Below are 15,984 nucleotides of genomic sequence, written 5' to 3' on the forward strand. Positions count from 1 at the left end.
CTGGTGAAGGTCTACAGGAAGCCGCGTTGACGGGCCACGCGCTCAAGATTGCCGGTGCCCTGCATCAGGATCTGGCTGCGGTTCTCCAGCTCGATCGCGGCGGCGAGGCTGCCGGCTTCCAGATTGGCCCACATGCCGCGCTTGGTCAGCCAGGTATTCAACCGGCCGTTCCCGGCAATGGTTTCGGCAAGTTCGAAGGCGGCCGGCAACAGGCCCTCGGCAGTGGTGGTCAGGTGCACCAGCCCGATGCGGCCGGCTTCCTCGGCGCCAACCATGCGGCCGGTCAGCATCATCTCGAAGGCGCGCGAGGTGCCGATGGCGCGCGGCAGCAGGTAGCTGACGCCAATGTCGCAACTGGTCATTCCAACCTTGATGAAGGCCGCATTGAATTTCGCCCGGTCCGAGCAGATGCGCAGGTCGCAACCCAGCGCCAGGCCCAGCCCGGCGCCGCAGGCCGGACCATTGACTGCGGCGATCACTGGCTGGCGCAGCGCCCGCAGCCGCGTGACCAGCCCGGCGAAATGCTCCTGGCGGCCTGTCCAATGCGCGGCGGTTTCGACCGCATCGCTGCTGGTTTCATCCGCAGCCTTTAGGTCGAATCCCGCGCAGAAGCCGCGCCCCTCGCCGGTGACGATGACGGCGCTGGCTTCCGAGGTGCCGACCCGGTCGAGCGCGGCGAAGAACGCATCGACCGCAGCGTCGTCGAAGGCATTCAGCCGCTCGGGACGGTTCAGCCGGATGACGGCTACCCGCGGATTGGTATCGTCCACGAGGACGGGGTCTTGCAGCATGCTCGCCTCTTGCCGGCTTCGGAATTGATTTTCGAGGAGTATGGTAAGCATGCAAACAAATAGCAAGCCCTGCCGCTGCATGGGCCGATTTCTGCCCGCGCCGACCCTCTGCAACGAAGAACCGCAGGCCGGGCCAGCCGGCGCATTCCCGGCCGCCTGGCGAGGGGCGGGCCTGCATTCCTGGGCCGGGACAATTCGCCCCAAAGGGGTTGTTCGCGCTGCTCTGGCCAGGCGTTTACCAGAATGTGCCGCATCATGAATGCGGCACAATTGTCCTTGCAGCGGCCCGGTCAGGATCACGAAGCGCTGCCGAGCTTGCACTCCGGGTTCGGGTTTCCGGCCACCTTTTCCCAGGGAACGATGGTCTGGACGGCAAGGTCGGGTTTTCCGTCCGTCATCACGACCTGGGAAATCACCACGGGACGCAGCAGTTGGTGGTCTTCGGCCCGGATCGTCAATTCTCCCAGCAGCGACCGGAAGGTCAGGCCGGAAAGGGCGGAAGCGATGTCCGCGGCCTGAAGGCTTCCGGCCTTTTGTGCGGCCGCCTGGGCCGCCTGCACCGCGATATATTGATCGGCCGCGACATAATCGGGAATCGCGTCGAACTTGTCCGCATAGCGGTCCGCGAATGTCCTGCTGTCCTCGGTCGGGAAGTCGGCAAGCCAGCCGAAGGTCTGGTAGTTCCCGATCACGTTGTCCGCCTGGCCGCCCAGTGTCGTGCGGGTAATATAGCTATGGCCCAGGATGATGTCGTATTTCTGGTCCAGCTTGAATTGGCGCTGTTGCTTGGCAAAACTGATCGCATCCGACCCGAAGGTCGAGATGAACAGCCCCTTGGAGGGCGAGGCCGCCAGTTGGGTGATCGACGTGCCGAAATCGCTCGTCCCCAGCGGTGCATAGGCGACATGGCCGATCGAAGCGCCATGTGCGGCCGCCATCTTCTGGAAGGATTCCGAGGCATTGCGGCCGGTCGTGTAATCGGCGGCAAGGATGTCCCAGGAGATCGGGCCCTTCTCGGCGATCATCTGGTCATAGGCGCTCAGCACCAGGTGGTCGGTGGTGGCGATATGGAAGTAGTTCTTGCGGCAATGCTCGCCGGTCAGGGATGCGGCCTGCGCAAAGCCGTCCAGCACGGCGACGTTCAGGGCCTCGGCCCGCGCGGCAAGGATGATCGAGGTGGACGAAGGCATCATGCCGGTGATGACCTGCACCCCGTCCTCTTTGGCCAGCCGCGACGCGGCTTGCAATGCCGTTTCCGGCGTGCCCGCATAGGTCGCGCGGCGGATCTCAATCCGGGGCGCGCCCGGCGCGCGGTTTTCATTCAGGTCGGTTTCGGCAAGTTCCAGCGCCCTGGCATGGCCTTCGTAGAATCCGGCAAGCGGGCCGGTGTCGATCAGCAGGGCGCCGATCTTCAGCACCTCTTCGGCGCGCACCTCGGGCGGCGCGAGAATTGCCGTTCCGGCCACGGCCAGCGCGGCCAAAAAACGTTTGCTCATTATATCCTCCCAGTTTTGATGAGCGTTCCGCAGGCTGTCGAAAAAGCTAGTGAACGCTTCGCTTTTGCTCTGCCCAGAAGCGTTCGCGCAGATGCCCCTTTTGGATCTTGCCCGCCGCCGACATGGGCATTTCCTCCAGAATCTCGACCGAGCGGGGGCATTTGTAATTGGCGATGCGGCTGTGGCTGTGGGCGATCAGCTCGCTTTCGCAGGCGGTCTGGCCGGGCTTCAGCACGACGACCGCATGGACCGCCTCGCCCCAGCGCGGATCGGGACGGCCGATGACGGCGCATTCCTGCACGGCGGGATGCGAGCGGATCGCGTTCTCGACTTCGACCGAATAGACATTCTCGCCGCCCGAGACGATCATGTCCTTCAGGCGGTCGACGACGGTGATATAGCCGTCCTCGTCCATCACGGCGACGTCGCCGGTATGAAGCCAGCCGTCGCGGATCGCCTCGCCGGTGGCCTTGGGGTTGTTCCAATAGCCCTTCATCACGTTGAGGCCGCGCACCACCACCTCGCCCGACACCCCGGCCGGGACTTCGTTGCCATCGGGATCGACCAGCTTGAAATGCGCGCCATAGACACTGCGGCCGGTGGCCCGGCGCTTGTTGGCAGAGCCTTCGCCGAAATGCGCCGCCCAGGGCAGGCAGGTCAGGATTCCGGCCACCTCGGTCTGGCCATAGCCCTGGATGAATTCCCAGGTCGGCAGCTTTTGGATCATCAGTTCGATCAGCACGTCGGGAATGGGCGATCCGCCATAGATGCACTTCCCCATGCTGGTCAGGTCATAGCGGTCGAATTCCGGATGATGCAGCATCATGTTGATCATGGTCGGCACGAAGGTCGATGCATTGGCCTTGTGCCTTTCGATCACCGCCATGGTCGGGACGGGATCGAACTTCGGTTCGATCACGTGGCAGCCGCCCGCGACCGAGATGGCGACCAGCGGCATGGTGGAGATGATGTGGAAGAACCCGCAGATATGCAGATAGCGCGTGGCATCGGTATAGCCGCAGGTCGAAAGCAGAAACAGCCCGGCAAGGAACACGTTGGTATGGCTCAGCGTGACCCCCTTGGGGTGGCCGGTCGTGCCGCCGGTATACATGATCCCCCAGATGTCGTCGCCGGAGCCCTGGTGCTCATCGACCGGCGCATGGCGCTCGAGCTCTGATTCCAGACCAAGGAAACCCTCGGGGCAGGGCGCCTCGCCGATGAAGATGCCCCGCAGGCCGGGATTGTCCGCGATCAGCTGGCGCGCCATGTCCAGGAAGGCGTCGTCCGCCACCAGGATCGACGGGCCGCAATCCTTGATGGCGCGGTCAAGCTCGTCCAGCGACCAGCGGGTGTTCAGCGGCACGATGGCCCCGCCCATCCACGGGACCGAATAGAGCAGCTCGAAATAGCGGTCGTTGTTCAGTGCCAGCACCGCCACCCGGCCGCCCGGCCTGACACCCAGCGCGGTGAACAGGCCCGCCTGGCGGCGGACGCGGCCGACCAGCTCCTTCCAGGTGGTGATCCTGTCGCCGTGGATCGCCGCGGGCGCGGCAGAGTGCAGTTTTTCGCAGTTGTGCAATACCGATGTCATGCGCATCGCTTGTCCTCCCATGCAGCCCGTGTCGTCATTCCGGCAACGCGCGTTCAAGAATGGCGTCGAACTTGATGTCGGCGGGCAAGGCGCCGAAGCAGGTGCCGCCCTCGCGGCAAAGCCTGGTGCGCAGGAAGGCGTCGGACACCGCCTCGGGGGCGTGGCGCAGCAGCAGGCTGGCCTGCAAAGCGATCGCCATCCGTTCCGCCAGATGGCGGGCCGTCAGGTCCGACAGTTCCGAATCCCGCACCCGCTGGGCCAGGTCGCGGATTTCCGCGTCGAGCGGCGCGCTCTCGCCCTTGACCCGGTTCAGTTCGGCAAAGAACGCCTCGCCCGACTCGGGCTCGCGCCGGAAGGCGCGCAGGATGTCCAGGCTGATGACATTGCCGGGGCCTTCCCAGATGCCGTTCAGCGGGCTTTCCCGGAAATAGCGCGCGATCGGCGATTCCTCGATATAGCCGGCGCCGCCGTGGGTATCCATGCATTCATGGACAAAGGGCACGACGCGCTTGTTGATCCAGTATTTGCCGACCGCGACCGAAATCCGGCCGAAGGCGCGTTCGTGCGGGTCTTGCGCGTGGGCGTCGAAGGATTCGGCCACCCGCATCATCAGCGTGGTCGCTGCCTCGGATTCGATGGCCAGGTCGGCCAGCACGTTGCGCATCAGCGGCTGGTCCACCAGGCGGCGCTGGAAGGCCGAGCGGTGGCGGGTGTGGTGGATCGACTGCGTCAGCGCCATGCGCATGATGCCGGCGGGAATGAAGCCGCAACCCAACCGGGTGTGGCGCATGAACTCCATCACCGTCGGAATGCCGCGGCCTTCCTCTCCGATCATCCAGCCATGGGTGTTCTCGAACTCCAGCTCGGTCGAGGCGTTCAGCGGTTGCCCATCTTTTCTTTCAGCCGTTCCAGCTGGATCGGATTGCGGCTGCCGTCGGGCAGCCAGCGCGGCACGAGAAAGCAGGACGGCCCCTTTTCGGCCTGCGCCACGACGAAGATCACGTCGGCCCCGGCGGCCGAACAGAACCACTTGTGCCCGCGGATCAGGTATTCCCGGCCGGGCCCCGGTTCCCCGACAGGGGTGGCAAAGGTCGAGTTGCGGCGGATGTCCGAGCCGCCCTGCTTTTCGGTCGAGGTGAAAGCGATGGTCACGCCGGTCTTTTCCCAATGCGGGATCGGCCGCGGATCATAGTCCTGGGACAGCATCAGCGGCACCCATTGTTCGGCCAGGTCCGGCTGATGCATGCGCAGCATCGGAATGACGCCATAGGTGATGTCGATCGGGCACAGGACCCCGCATTCCAGCTGGGCGAACATCAATTCGGCGGCGCTGCGCGCGACATGGGCGCCCCGCCGGCTGTCCCGCGCCGCAAGGGCGTGCAGGTCGTGCTGGAAGGCCATGCCGATGATGTCGTGATAGGCCGGGTGGAACTCGACCGTATCGACGCGCCTGCCGAACCGGTCGAACCGCTTGAGCTCGGGCGTCACCCGGTTCGCCAGTTCGGCGCGCTCCATCCAGGCGGGGTCATAGATCTTGGCCCCGAGGCTGGTCAGATTGGCCTCGGCCCAGCTGGCGCCGCCGCGCCGGACCGCTTCCTTCAGCACGATGTCGTTTTCAAATGCGTTGAGACCTTCCAGCGGCCCGGACTGGTTTTCGACGCTGTGGGTTCGCAATTCGGAGCGGGGCTGCAGATATGCCATTCTTGTTCCAATTCTTCCTTTTGTGACGGGCAGGGAGGTGGCCGGTCCGGCGCTAGTCCCGGGCCTCGACGGTGAACGCATAGGGCGCGAATGCACGCTTGAAGGCCTGGCGCTGCGCGTCGTCCCGCAGCACGGGGCCCAGCCCGGCGACCAGCGCGACGGGACGCTTGTTGAGCGCATCGACCCGGATCCGCGGCGAAATCCCGGGAAAGAGCTGCCGCAGCTCGGCCGCAACGGCGTCCTCGATCGCGCGGTGGCGCAGCGCGGGCTTGTCCAGCTTGCCCGCCCCGGTGATCGGCAGGCGGTCGAGGATCGAGACCCGGCAGGGCAGGGCGGCGCGTTCGGCGATATGGGCGGCGGCGACGGCCATCAACTCGTCCTCGGTCGCGCTGCATCCTTTCCGCAACTGCACGAAAGCCATGGGCTTTTCCCCAAGCCGGGGATCGGGATAGCCGATGCCCACCGGGATCAGCACAGCGGGGTGTTTTTGCAGCGCCTCCTCGATCACCTTCGGATCGATATTGGCCCCGCCCCGGATGATGAGATCCTTTTCGCGGCCGTGGATCCAGACATAGCCGTCCGCATCGACGGTCCCAAGGTCGCCGGTCATGCCCCAGACCTGGTGTCCGGGAGCATCGGTAACGAAAAGCTCATCCGCGCCGTCGCCGTGGTAACCTTCGCCGACGCAGGCGCCGCGGACGACCAGCACGCCCTGCTCGCCCGGCGCGCATTCGCCCAGAAAGCGGCTCCCCTCCAGCTTGAAGGCCTTGACCTCATGCCAGGGATGCGCCCGCCCGGTCGATCCCAGCCGGGGCATCCTGCCGTCGTCGGGATGGCCGCAGACCACGCCGTGGAATTCGGTCATGCCCCAGACCTCGCGCAGATAGATGCCGAACTTGGCATGAAAGCCGTGCAGCAGTTCGACCGGGATGGTGGCGCCGCCACAGGCGAAGGTGTGGATGCTGCCATGGCCTTCTGCGGCATCCGGCAGGTTCATGAAGGCTGCGGCGCTGGTCGGCGTGGCGATGACATTGGTCAGGCCGAATGTCTTGGCGATCTGCCAGAAGCGCGCGACGACCTGGCTGTTGCGATAGCCATCGGGCGACATCAGGACCACCGTCTGCCCATAGATCAGGGCCCGCAACGCCGCGCAGACTAGGCCGCCGACGTGGAAATGCGGCATGCCCTGGCCCACGACATCCTCGCGCGCGCTGCCCATCAGCGCGCCCATCATCCAGGCGTTCAGCAGGGTCTTGATATGGGTGTGCCGGACCAGCTTCGGGGCGCCGGTGGTGCCGCCGGTCGGCATCAGCGTGCATTCGTCATCGCCGCCGCGCCGAGGCAGCGCGGCGAAGCGGCTGCGGTCCACAGTTGCCAGGGCGCGTTCAAGCGACCGGGGATCATCGGGATCGCCGATCAGGAACACCGCCCGCAGCTCCGGAGCGGCCTCCAGCAGTTCGTCAAGCTGATCCCAGACGCCCTGCCCCAGCGCCGATGTGGCGCAGACCAGGATATCGGTTCCCGCCGCCTTCAGAAGCGCCGCGACGCCCGCGGGGGCAAGGAAGGGGTTGATCGGATTGACCAGGCCCACTGACTGCGCGCCCCAGGTCGCGGCCATGGCCAGCGGGTGCAGCGGGGCGATCACCGAAACCACCGGCGGGCGGCTGCCGCCATCCGGATTGGCCGACTGGTGAAACAGCACCGCCGCCCTTTCGATCTGGTCCAGGTGCTCGGCATAGCTGACGGGAATGGCCTCTGCGGTCTCGGCACCGGGCATGAAAATGATCGCGGGCTTCTTCGGCTCGACAGCCGCCGCCGCGGCGATGCAGCCGTGGATGCTGTCGTAAGGCAGCATGCTGGCCGGGTCCATCGCTTCCAGCTTCAGCCGGTCCTCGGCGGTGCGCAGCCGCATGCGCTGGATCGCCGGGCCGGTGTCGACCCGGTCGATCCGCTTCTCGGTCGGCAATCCGGAATCGCGCATGCAGGTTCCTCCTCTGTCCCTATCCGGAGGCTAGTTCCGAGCCGGGTTGCGACCGCCACCCACGTGGGTGGGGAAAAGATAAATTTCGTGCTCTATGCTTTCGGGCAGGAGGAGCAGGCCGATGAAGCAGCATCAAGGCACGATGCAAGGGCCGGCGGCCGGGGAGCCCGTCGCCGCCCGGACGGATCACGACAACTTTGTCGATGCGCCGCCCGATTTCCGGTTCCCCGTCGTCAGGACCCGGCTGATGGCCGATCTGGCCGGCCGCGCCCTGCAAAGGCCCTGCGGGCTGGCCACGGTCGAGACGCTGCTGTCGCCGCACGGCTGGGGAAAGACGGTGATCCTGGCCGAGGTCTTCCGGGCATGGCGACGGGACGCGGGCCTGCCGGGGGTCTGGTTGGGGCTGGGCTATCTGGACGACGACCTGGACACGGTCATCCTCCAGCTGTCGCGGCAGATCGCGGCATGGGTGCCCGGCATGGCGCCGGGCCTGGTCGCGGAACGCGGCCCGGTCTATGCTGCGCAGGACCGGATCCTGTGGCCGCTGCTGGAAAACGTGCCGCGGCCCTTCCTGATCTGCATCGACAATATCGACAATTGCACAGAATCGCTGGCCCCCGGTGCGCTGGATGCGCTGTTCGACACCACGCCGCCGGGCGTCCACTTCCTGCTGACCTCGAACCGCAGCCTGGGCTATGATCGGGTGGAGGCGATGATGCGCGGCGCCTTGCGCGAACATGGCATGAACGAGCTGGCCTTTGCCGATGCCGAGGCATGCGAGATGCTGGGCAGGACGGTGCAGGCGCTGGGGCCCGAGGTATTGCCCGCGCTTCTGGAACGCGCCGAGGGCTGGGTCGCCGGGCTGCGGCTGGTCGCCATGTTGCTGGACGCGCCCGCGGGCGGGGCGGGGATGCTCAGCCGGTTTTCCGGCGCGGCACCGGGCCTGCGCGACTGGTTCGATCGCAAGGTCCTGGCGGCGATGCCGCCGCAGATGCACCGCTTCCTCCTGTTCGCCTCGCTTCTGCCCAGTTTCGAACCGGGGCAGGTCGGCAAGGTGATCGGCGCGGGCGATGTCCAGAAGCATATGGACAGCATGCTTGCGCAGGGCATGTTCATCGTGCCGGTGGCGGGCCGGTGCAATCGCTTCCGCATGCATCAGCTGCTGCGCGACAGGCTGCGGTCCGAGGCCGAACAGACCGTCCCCGAGCCCGAGCGGACGGCCTTCTGCCGCGAGATGGCGCAGCTGGCAGCGGAGGACTGGCTGTGGGACGAGGCGATCTCCGCGGCCCGCAGTTCCCGCAGCGACAGCCTGATCGCACAGGTTCTGGAACGGGCGGCGCCCAGCCTGGTGCGCGACATGTGCCGGATGCGCTATTTCGTCGAGGTGGTGGACGAGTTGATCGCGGCCGGGGTGCCGCTGGGCTTCGAGACCCGCTATTGGCATGTCTTCGCGCTGACCTTCTACCTTCGCCATGCCTCGGCCGGCCGCCATCTGGAGCAGCTGCGCAGCATGGCCTGCGGCGGCGACGCAGGCGGTTGCAGCCTTGTGCACCGGGTCGAGCATCTTTCGGTGGCGCTGGCCTTCCTGCGTGACGATCTGCCGCTGGCCGGGCGGCACGCGCGGCAATGGCTTGAATCCGGCCATGACAAGGATCCGTTCGATCACGCCTGGGTCCTGTCGGTCATGGCGGCCTATCACCTGACGGCCTATCGCTTTGCCGAGACGCGGGATTGCCTGTGGCGGGCCCGGGCCTTGGCGCACGAGGTGCGCTCACCCTATCTGACCGGCTGGTGCGACCTGATCCTGGGCGCCAGCTATCTTTACGAAGGCAATGTCTTTCGCGGGCGCGAGATCATAGACCAGGCGCTGGCGCGGGCCGAGCAGGCACTGGGGGCGGATGCCGATCTGTGTGACCTCATCAGCTCGGTGGCGTCGAAATGCGCCGTCGAAGCGGGCGATCACGGGAAAGCGCGCGATCTGCTGGCCCGGGCCTTGCGCAGCATGCACAAGCACGGGAATGTCGGAACCAGCATGTGCGCCGTCGATGCCGCGTTGCAGCTTTGGGACGGGGACGAGCGCGATCCGGTCTTTCTCCGGCTGAAAGCCGTGGTGCCGCGCTATTCGTTCCGGCTTCGGCTGATGTTCTCCTGTTATCTGATCCGCCGGCTGGTTTCGCTCGGGCGGGTGGCAGACGCGCAGGCCGAGGCGGCGGCGGTCGGCCTGGATCTGGCCGAGGGTCGTGTCAGGCTCGCGGGAGGGGAGCTGCTGCCCCGCACCCGCGACATCATCGCCATGACCGCGATCGAATTGTTGCTGGGCATCGGCGATTCCGCGCCGCCCGCAAGCTGGCCGAGCGCGAGCGGGAGGCGGCCGAGCATGACGGCCGCGCCCTGCGCCAGGCCCGGCTTGAACTGGTGCTGATGGCGCTGGCGCGGCAGCGCGGCGACGACGCCGAGGCGGCGAACCGGCTGCGGACGGCGCTGCTGCTGGCGCGCCGCCGCCAGATGGTCGAGGCGTTCCGGCGGCACAGGCCGGACATCGACGCCTTGTTGGCCAGCCGGACTTTCGGGGCTGAGCATTTTCCGAATCCCGACGACCGCGCCTTTCTGTCGCGCTTGCTGGCGCATCTGGGCATTGAAGAGCCCGGCAGCAGCACGGAATCTCCGCGGCCTGCGGATGCTGGCGTGCCGCTGACGGGACGCGAGCGGGAATTGATGCGGCTGGTCCAGTCGGGGCTGAGCAACCCCGAGATCTGCGAGATCATGAATCTTAGCCGGAACACCGTCAAATGGCATCTCAAGAACATTTTCACCAAGCTCAATGTCCCGAACCGTACCGTCGCGGCCATGGTCTATTCCGAATGAACTGCGCTATTGATGGCAAGGCGGCGCATGACCGGCTCGATGGATGCGAATTCCTGGATCGGGGGCGCCGGTGTGATGGAACAGGTTGGTCTGGGATCAACCCGCTGCGAGGAGCTTCCCTGTGACCGACTTTTCTGGCCTGGAATTTCCGTTTGCCGAGCCGCCCGCCTATGGCGAGGTGCAGCCGATTGCGGAGGGGCTGTTGTGGGTCCGGATCCCGCTTCCCTATCTGCTGGACCATGTGAACGTGTTCCTGCTTCAGGATCATGACGGATGGGCGGTGGTGGACACGGGCATCCGCACGCCGGAAGCACTTGCCGTCTGGCGGTCCCTGCTCGCCGGTCCGCTGTCGGGGCTGCGGATCAGCCGGGTGATCATCACGCATTACCATCCCGACCATATCGGTCTGGCCGGCTGGTTCCATGAACAGCAAGGCGCCCAGCTTCTGACCAGCCTCAGCAGCTATGCGCTGGCTCAGCTGATCTCGCATGGGCGCAGCGAGCAGGCGGTGCGGCAGAACTTCGATTTCTTCCTGCGGCATGGAATGACCGCGGAAACCGCCGGTCTGGTCGCGATCCAGGGCAAGGAATACCTTCTGCGGGTTGCGCCCCTGCCCATGACCTTCCAGCGTCTGGTCCATGGCGACAGCCTGGCTATTGGTGGCCGCAACTTTCGCGTCCTGACCGGGGACGGGCATGCGCCGGAACAGGTCATGCTGTATTGCGCCGAGGAAAGGCTGTTCCTGGCCGCCGACCAGGTGCTGGAAAAGATCAGCCCGAACATCAGTGTCGAGGCGATCGAGCCGACCAGCGATCCGCTGGGGCATTTCCTGCGCAGCCTGCGGCTGATCGAGACCGAGATTCCGGACGACGTCCTGGTGCTGCCCGGGCATCGCCGCCCGTTCCGGGGGCTGCATACCCGCTGCCGCGAACTGATCCGGCACCATGAAAACCGCTGCGACATCATCCTTGCTGCTTGCGCCGACCGCCCGCATTCGGCGGCCGAGCTGATCCCCATGCTTTTCCGCCGCCAGCTCGATCCCCACCAGATGGGCTTCGCCTTCACCGAGACTCTCGCCCATGCCAACCGGCTGATCCGCCGCGGCCAGCTCGCCATCGTCGAAGAGCACGACCGGAGCCTGCTGGCCTTGGTGCGGTAACGGGCGAAGCCCGCGCGCTGTCCGCGCCGGCCCGCCCGAAAATCGCGGACCGCGTATCGTGGCCGGAGAAAAGTTCTTGCTTTCGGCGCCCGACATGGAATGCTTCCTTATCATATTATAGCGCAATTTCAGGCTGCGTGCCGCATGAGCCATGGCGGACCGGGGTGAGAGGTGCGGGAGGGGGAAACGTGAAACGTCTTGAAGGCCGAAGGGCAATCATCACCGGCGCGGGCAGCGGGATCGGCCGGGCCAGCGCGCTGCGGTTCGCGGCCGAGGGCGCAGTCGTTCTCGCCGCGGGCCGGCGCGAGGCACCGTTGCAGGAAACCGCGGACCTGGTGCGCGCCGCAGGCGGCACCTGCATCGCCCATGTCGCGGACGCCGGCGACGAGGCTGCCGTCCAGGCCGCCATCGACCGCTGCGTCCAGGATCTGGGCGGGCTGGAGATCTTCTTCGCCAATGCCGGCAACACCGATTCCGTCACGCCTTTCACCGAACAGACCGTGGAACAATGGCAAGGCATGTTCCGCGACAACGTGATCCCGGCCTTCATCGCCTGCAAGCTTGCGGGGCGCCATATGGCCGCGCATGGCGGCGGATCGATCATCCTGAACTCCTCGACCGGCTCGCTGCGGGCGCGGGGCGGGACCGAGGCCTATGGCGCGGCCAAGGCTGCGGTGAACCACCTGACGATGACGGCAGCCTGCGCCTTTGCCGGCCAGAAGGTGCGGGTGAACGCGATCCTGCCCGGCCTGACCGAGACGGGCCTGACCCAGCCCATGTTCGACTGGGCGCGCAATGCGGGCAAGGAGGACCGGCTGGGCAAGCTGACCCCGCTTCAGCGGCCGGGGCATGTCGATGACATGGCCGCCGTCGCAGCTTTCCTGGCCTCGGACGATTCGTCCTATATGGACGGCCAGCTGCTGCCGGTGGACGGGGGAATTTCCGCCACCCATCCGGCCGGAAAGTTCGTTTACTGAAACGGCTCCGGCGCTGCGCCCCCACGCAAGCCGGGCGCAACCCGGTCCAGCGCGGCACAGAACGCTTGACGCGGCCGAATTTGCTATGCTTGGATATAGTAGTCGAGCGTATCATTTGCGGAAATCGCCAAGCCGACATCCGCGCCGATGCCCCGGCAGGAGGAGGAAATCATGTCCGACGGATTCGATCTCGCGGCGCATGCCCGGGCCATGCGGGCGGCGGGCTGGTGGCAGGACAGAACCTTCGACGATCTGCTGGAATCGGCGATCGCCGCAGCGCCGCGGAAAAAGGCCGTGGTCGCCTATCGCAAGGATCGGGGCTTAGACATTCCCGCCCGGGTGATGACCTATGCCGGACTGGGCGGCGCGGTGGCGCAGGCGGCGGGATCGCTGCGGGCGCTGGGCATCGGCCGGGGGGACGTGATCGGGCTCATGCTGCCGAACTGGTGGGAATTCGTGGTCGCCGCCTTTGCCGCCTGCCGGATCGGCGCGGTGCCCAATCCGCTGATGCCCATCTTCCGCGAGCGCGAATTGCGCTTCATGCTGGGCTTCGCCGAGACGAAGGCGATCCTGATCCCGAAAAGCTTTCGCGGCCACGACTTTCCGGGGATGATCAACCGGCTGAGGCCGGAGCTTCCGGCGCTGGAGCAGGTGATCGTCGTGGATGGCGACGGTCCGCAGTCCTTCGGCGATCTCGCCCATATGGATGCCGAGGGCTATATCCGGATCAGCGGCCGTTCCAAAGACATCGTGATCCGCGGCGGCGAGAATATCCCGGTGGTCGAGATCGAGGCGATCCTCTATCGCCACCCCCGCGTCACCGATGCCGCGATCGTCGGCTATCCCGACCGGCGCATGGCGAACGGGCCTGCGCCTTCCTTGTGCTGGCCGACCGGGCGCCCTTTACCATGGAAGACTTGCGCGCCTGGATGGAAGGCAGCGGGGCGGCGAGGCCATACTGGCCCGAAGCGGTGGAGATCATCGAGACGATGCCCCGCAATGCCGCCGGCAAGATCCAGAAATTCCTGCTGAAGGAACAGGCGGCCCAATATGCCGCCCGTTGAAACGCGCGCGGCGGGGGCGCCCTGATCCACCCCCGCACCCTTGCAACCATCCGGGAAAGTGACATGGATTTCACACTGCCGCAGGCCGTCACCGACAAGCTGGCCGAACTCGACGCCTTCATCGAGGCCGAGATCAAGCCGCTGGAGCGCGAGAACATCCGGTTCTTCGACCATCGCCGCGAATATTGCCGCACCGATTGGGAAAACGACGGCGCCCCCAGCAAGGAATGGCGCGCGCTGCTGTCGGAAATGGAGCGCCGCGCCGACAAGGCCGGGCACCTGCGGCTGTGCCTGCCGGAAAGCTGCGGCGGCAAGGCGGCAGGGAACCTGATGAATGCCGCGATCCGCGAGCATCTGGCGGCCAAGGGGCTGGGGCTGCACAACGACCTGCAGGATGAGAACTCGATCGTCGGCAATTTTCCCATCGTGCCCGCCATCGCCAAATACGGCACCGCGGCGCAGAAGGTCTATATCGAGGGCATCATCACCGGCGAGCGCCACTTGAGCTTTGCGCTGACCGAGCCGCGCCACGGCTCGGACGCGACCTGGCTGGAGACCCGCGCGGTGCGGGACGGCGACCACTGGATCATCAATGGCCGCAAGCGCTGGAACAGCCAGGTCGGCCGGGCCGAGGCGAACCTGGTCTTTGCCCGCACCAGCGGCAAGGACGGCGAGGCGCGCGGCATCACCGCCTTCATCGTGCCGACCGATACGCCCGGCCACCGGATCGTGATGAACCACTGGACCTTCAACATGCCCACCGACCATTCCGAGGTCGAGCTGAAGGATGTCCGCGTGCCCGACAGCGCCATCCTGCATGTCGAGGGCGAGGGGCTGAAGATCGCCATGATGTTCATCCACGAAAACCGCATCCGCCAGGCGGCGGGCAGCGTGGGCGCCGCGCGCTACTGCATCCAGCAGGCGGTGACATACGCCAAGGAGCGGGTGCTGTTCGGCGAAGCCCTTGCCTCGCGCCAGGCGATCCAGTTCCCGCTGGCCGAGTTGCACGCCGAATGCGAGGTGGTGCGCAACTACGTCTTCCGCACCGCCTGGAAGATGGACCGGCAGGACCCCGCGACCATCTCGGACGAGGTGTCGATCTGCAACTACATGGCCAATAACCTGGTCTGCCGGGCGGCGGATTTCGCCATGCAGGTGCATGGCGGCCTGGGCTATTCCCGCCACATGCCGTTCGAGCACATCTACCGCCACCATCGGCGCTACAAGATCACCGAGGGCTCGGAAGAGGTGCAGAAGCGCCGCATCGCGCAGAAGCTGTTCGGCTTCGGCGGCAAGGGGGCGGAATGAGTGCGCAAGCCGCAGCCCGTGCCCCCGGCGCCGATTTCGACATCGAGGCCCTGCGCGGCTTTTTGAACGGCTTCCTGGGGCAGGCGGTGCTCGATCTTGCCGTCCTGCCGACCACGGGGGGCATGTCGAACCCGACCTATTTCGTCACCGCCGATGGCTGGCGGGCGGTGCTGCGCAAGCAGCCGGGCCTGAAGCTTGCCAAATCCGCCCATGCCATCGACCGCGAGTTCCGGGTGATGGGGGCGCTTGCCGCCAGCGCCGTGCCGGTCCCGCAGCTCTATCACTACGAGAAGGACGCCGGCCTGCTGGGCACGCCCTTCTACCTGATGGAATGGCTCGACGGCCGGATCTTCACCGAATATTCGCTGCCCGGCATGGCGCCGGAACAGCGCGGCGCGATCTACGGCGCGATGGCCCGGACGATGGCGGCGATCCACAGCCTGGACTTCCGGGCCGCGGGCCTTGGCGATTTCGGCCGCCCCGGCAATTACTTCGAACGTCAGATCAGCCGCTGGTCGCAGCTTTGGCAGCAGTATCGCAAGGGCGACACCGACAATCCCGACCTGGACCGGATGCTGGGCTGGCTGGGCGACCGCATCCCGGACAGCGCGCTTCTGGCGCTGTGCCACGGCGATTGCCGGATCGGCAACCTGATGTTCCACCCGACCGAGCCGCGCGTCATCGGCGTGCTGGACTGGGAGCTTTCGACGTTGGGCCATCCGCTGGTCGATGTCGCCTTCAATACGCAGGCCTGGCACATGGCCCCCGACGAGAATGGCGGCCTTCTGGGCATCGACCTGGCGGCCGAGGGCATCCCGACCGAGGCGGATTACCTGCAAGCCTATTATGCCGAAGCCGGGACCACCGAGTGGATGACCGATTTCCATCGCGTCTTCGCCATGTTCCGCGCCGCGGTCGGCAGCGCCGGCGTCGCCTGGCGCGGCGAGCAGGGCAACAGCACGCTACCCGATTCCGCAAGCGTTGGCCGCAGGCTTGCCGCCGCCTATGCGCGCCGGGGGATGGAGATCGCGGCCCGCAGCGGCCTGTAGAA

General features: G+C 66.3%; 13 protein-coding genes. 7 read left to right on the forward strand and 6 right to left on the reverse strand.

Annotated features, from left to right (window positions below; all coding sequences use genetic code 11):
• Positions 1-11: 11 nt before the first annotated feature.
• The 6 genes from E3D03_RS13865 to E3D03_RS13890 form a co-directional block, all read right to left on the reverse strand.
• A complete protein-coding gene (locus tag E3D03_RS13865) occupies positions 12-791 on the reverse strand; it encodes an enoyl-CoA hydratase-related protein (RefSeq protein WP_263567420.1) in 780 nt (259 codons plus the stop codon).
• A gap of 296 nt (positions 792-1,087) precedes the next feature.
• Positions 1,088-2,287 (reverse strand): ABC transporter substrate-binding protein, encoded by a 1,200-nt coding sequence (locus E3D03_RS13870; RefSeq protein WP_263567421.1) that lies wholly within the window; start codon positions 2,285-2,287, stop codon positions 1,088-1,090.
• Between the two features lie 46 nt (positions 2,288-2,333).
• Complete coding sequence (locus E3D03_RS13875) at positions 2,334-3,884, reverse strand: AMP-binding protein (RefSeq protein ID WP_263567422.1); 1,551 nt, start codon at positions 3,882-3,884, stop codon at positions 2,334-2,336.
• A gap of 28 nt (positions 3,885-3,912) precedes the next feature.
• On the reverse strand, positions 3,913-4,713 hold the full coding sequence (locus E3D03_RS13880) for an acyl-CoA dehydrogenase family protein (RefSeq protein ID WP_263567423.1): 801 nt from the start codon (positions 4,711-4,713) through the stop codon (positions 3,913-3,915).
• Positions 4,714-4,754: 41 nt separating this feature from the next.
• Entirely contained in the window at positions 4,755-5,579 is an 825-nt protein-coding gene (locus E3D03_RS13885) for an acyl-CoA dehydrogenase family protein (RefSeq protein WP_263567424.1), read from the reverse strand.
• Positions 5,580-5,631: 52 nt separating this feature from the next.
• Positions 5,632-7,560 carry an AMP-binding protein gene (locus tag E3D03_RS13890; protein ID WP_263567425.1) on the reverse strand — a complete coding sequence of 643 codons (1,929 nt, stop codon included), beginning with the start codon at positions 7,558-7,560 and terminating at the stop codon, positions 5,632-5,634.
• Between the two features lie 121 nt (positions 7,561-7,681).
• On the opposite strand from E3D03_RS13890, the gene E3D03_RS13895 reads away from it, so the two are divergent.
• From E3D03_RS13895 to E3D03_RS13925, 7 genes are all read left to right on the forward strand, one after another.
• Complete coding sequence (locus E3D03_RS13895; RefSeq protein ID WP_263567426.1) at positions 7,682-9,982, forward strand: hypothetical protein; 2,301 nt, start codon at positions 7,682-7,684, stop codon at positions 9,980-9,982.
• Entirely contained in the window at positions 9,982-10,425 is a 444-nt protein-coding gene (locus E3D03_RS13900; protein WP_263567447.1) for a helix-turn-helix transcriptional regulator, read from the forward strand. Before E3D03_RS13895 ends, E3D03_RS13900 begins: the two co-directional genes overlap by 1 nt.
• A 121-nt stretch (positions 10,426-10,546) precedes the next feature.
• Positions 10,547-11,584 carry an MBL fold metallo-hydrolase gene (locus E3D03_RS13905; RefSeq protein WP_263567427.1) on the forward strand — a complete coding sequence of 346 codons (1,038 nt, stop codon included), beginning with the start codon at positions 10,547-10,549 and terminating at the stop codon, positions 11,582-11,584.
• Positions 11,585-11,772: 188 nt separating this feature from the next.
• Positions 11,773-12,561, forward strand: a complete 789-nt coding sequence (locus tag E3D03_RS13910; RefSeq protein WP_263567428.1) for an SDR family NAD(P)-dependent oxidoreductase — start codon at positions 11,773-11,775, stop codon at positions 12,559-12,561.
• A gap of 171 nt (positions 12,562-12,732) precedes the next feature.
• Positions 12,733-13,593, forward strand: coding sequence for an AMP-binding protein (locus E3D03_RS13915; RefSeq protein WP_263567429.1), 861 nt, complete (start codon positions 12,733-12,735; stop codon positions 13,591-13,593).
• Positions 13,594-13,688: 95 nt separating this feature from the next.
• Entirely contained in the window at positions 13,689-14,933 is a 1,245-nt protein-coding gene (locus tag E3D03_RS13920; RefSeq protein WP_263567430.1) for an acyl-CoA dehydrogenase family protein, read from the forward strand.
• A complete protein-coding gene (locus tag E3D03_RS13925; RefSeq protein WP_263567431.1) occupies positions 14,930-15,982 on the forward strand; it encodes a phosphotransferase family protein in 1,053 nt (350 codons plus the stop codon). The genes E3D03_RS13920 and E3D03_RS13925 overlap by 4 nt, the downstream gene beginning before the upstream one ends.
• The last annotated feature ends 2 nt before the right edge of the window (positions 15,983-15,984 follow it).

This window comes from Paracoccus sp. DMF, assembly GCF_004407025.1.
Classification (GTDB): domain Bacteria; phylum Pseudomonadota; class Alphaproteobacteria; order Rhodobacterales; family Rhodobacteraceae; genus Paracoccus; species Paracoccus aminovorans_B.

Coding starts and splice junctions, on each gene's coding strand:
- E3D03_RS13865 (WP_263567420.1), bottom strand. CDS start 791: ATGCTGCAAGACCCCGTCCTCGTGGACGATACCAATCCGCGGGTAGCC.
- E3D03_RS13870 (WP_263567421.1), bottom strand. CDS start 2,287: ATGAGCAAACGTTTTTTGGCCGCGCTGGCCGTGGCCGGAACGGCAATT.
- E3D03_RS13875 (WP_263567422.1), bottom strand. CDS start 3,884: ATGCGCATGACATCGGTATTGCACAACTGCGAAAAACTGCACTCTGCC.
- E3D03_RS13880 (WP_263567423.1), bottom strand. CDS start 4,713: ATGATCGGAGAGGAAGGCCGCGGCATTCCGACGGTGATGGAGTTCATG.
- E3D03_RS13885 (WP_263567424.1), bottom strand. CDS start 5,579: ATGGCATATCTGCAGCCCCGCTCCGAATTGCGAACCCACAGCGTCGAA.
- E3D03_RS13890 (WP_263567425.1), bottom strand. CDS start 7,560: ATGCGCGATTCCGGATTGCCGACCGAGAAGCGGATCGACCGGGTCGAC.
- E3D03_RS13895 (WP_263567426.1), top strand. CDS start 7,682: ATGAAGCAGCATCAAGGCACGATGCAAGGGCCGGCGGCCGGGGAGCCC.
- E3D03_RS13900 (WP_263567447.1), top strand. CDS start 9,982: ATGGCGCTGGCGCGGCAGCGCGGCGACGACGCCGAGGCGGCGAACCGG.
- E3D03_RS13915 (WP_263567429.1), top strand. CDS start 12,733: ATGTCCGACGGATTCGATCTCGCGGCGCATGCCCGGGCCATGCGGGCG.
- E3D03_RS13920 (WP_263567430.1), top strand. CDS start 13,689: ATGGATTTCACACTGCCGCAGGCCGTCACCGACAAGCTGGCCGAACTC.
- E3D03_RS13925 (WP_263567431.1), top strand. CDS start 14,930: ATGAGTGCGCAAGCCGCAGCCCGTGCCCCCGGCGCCGATTTCGACATC.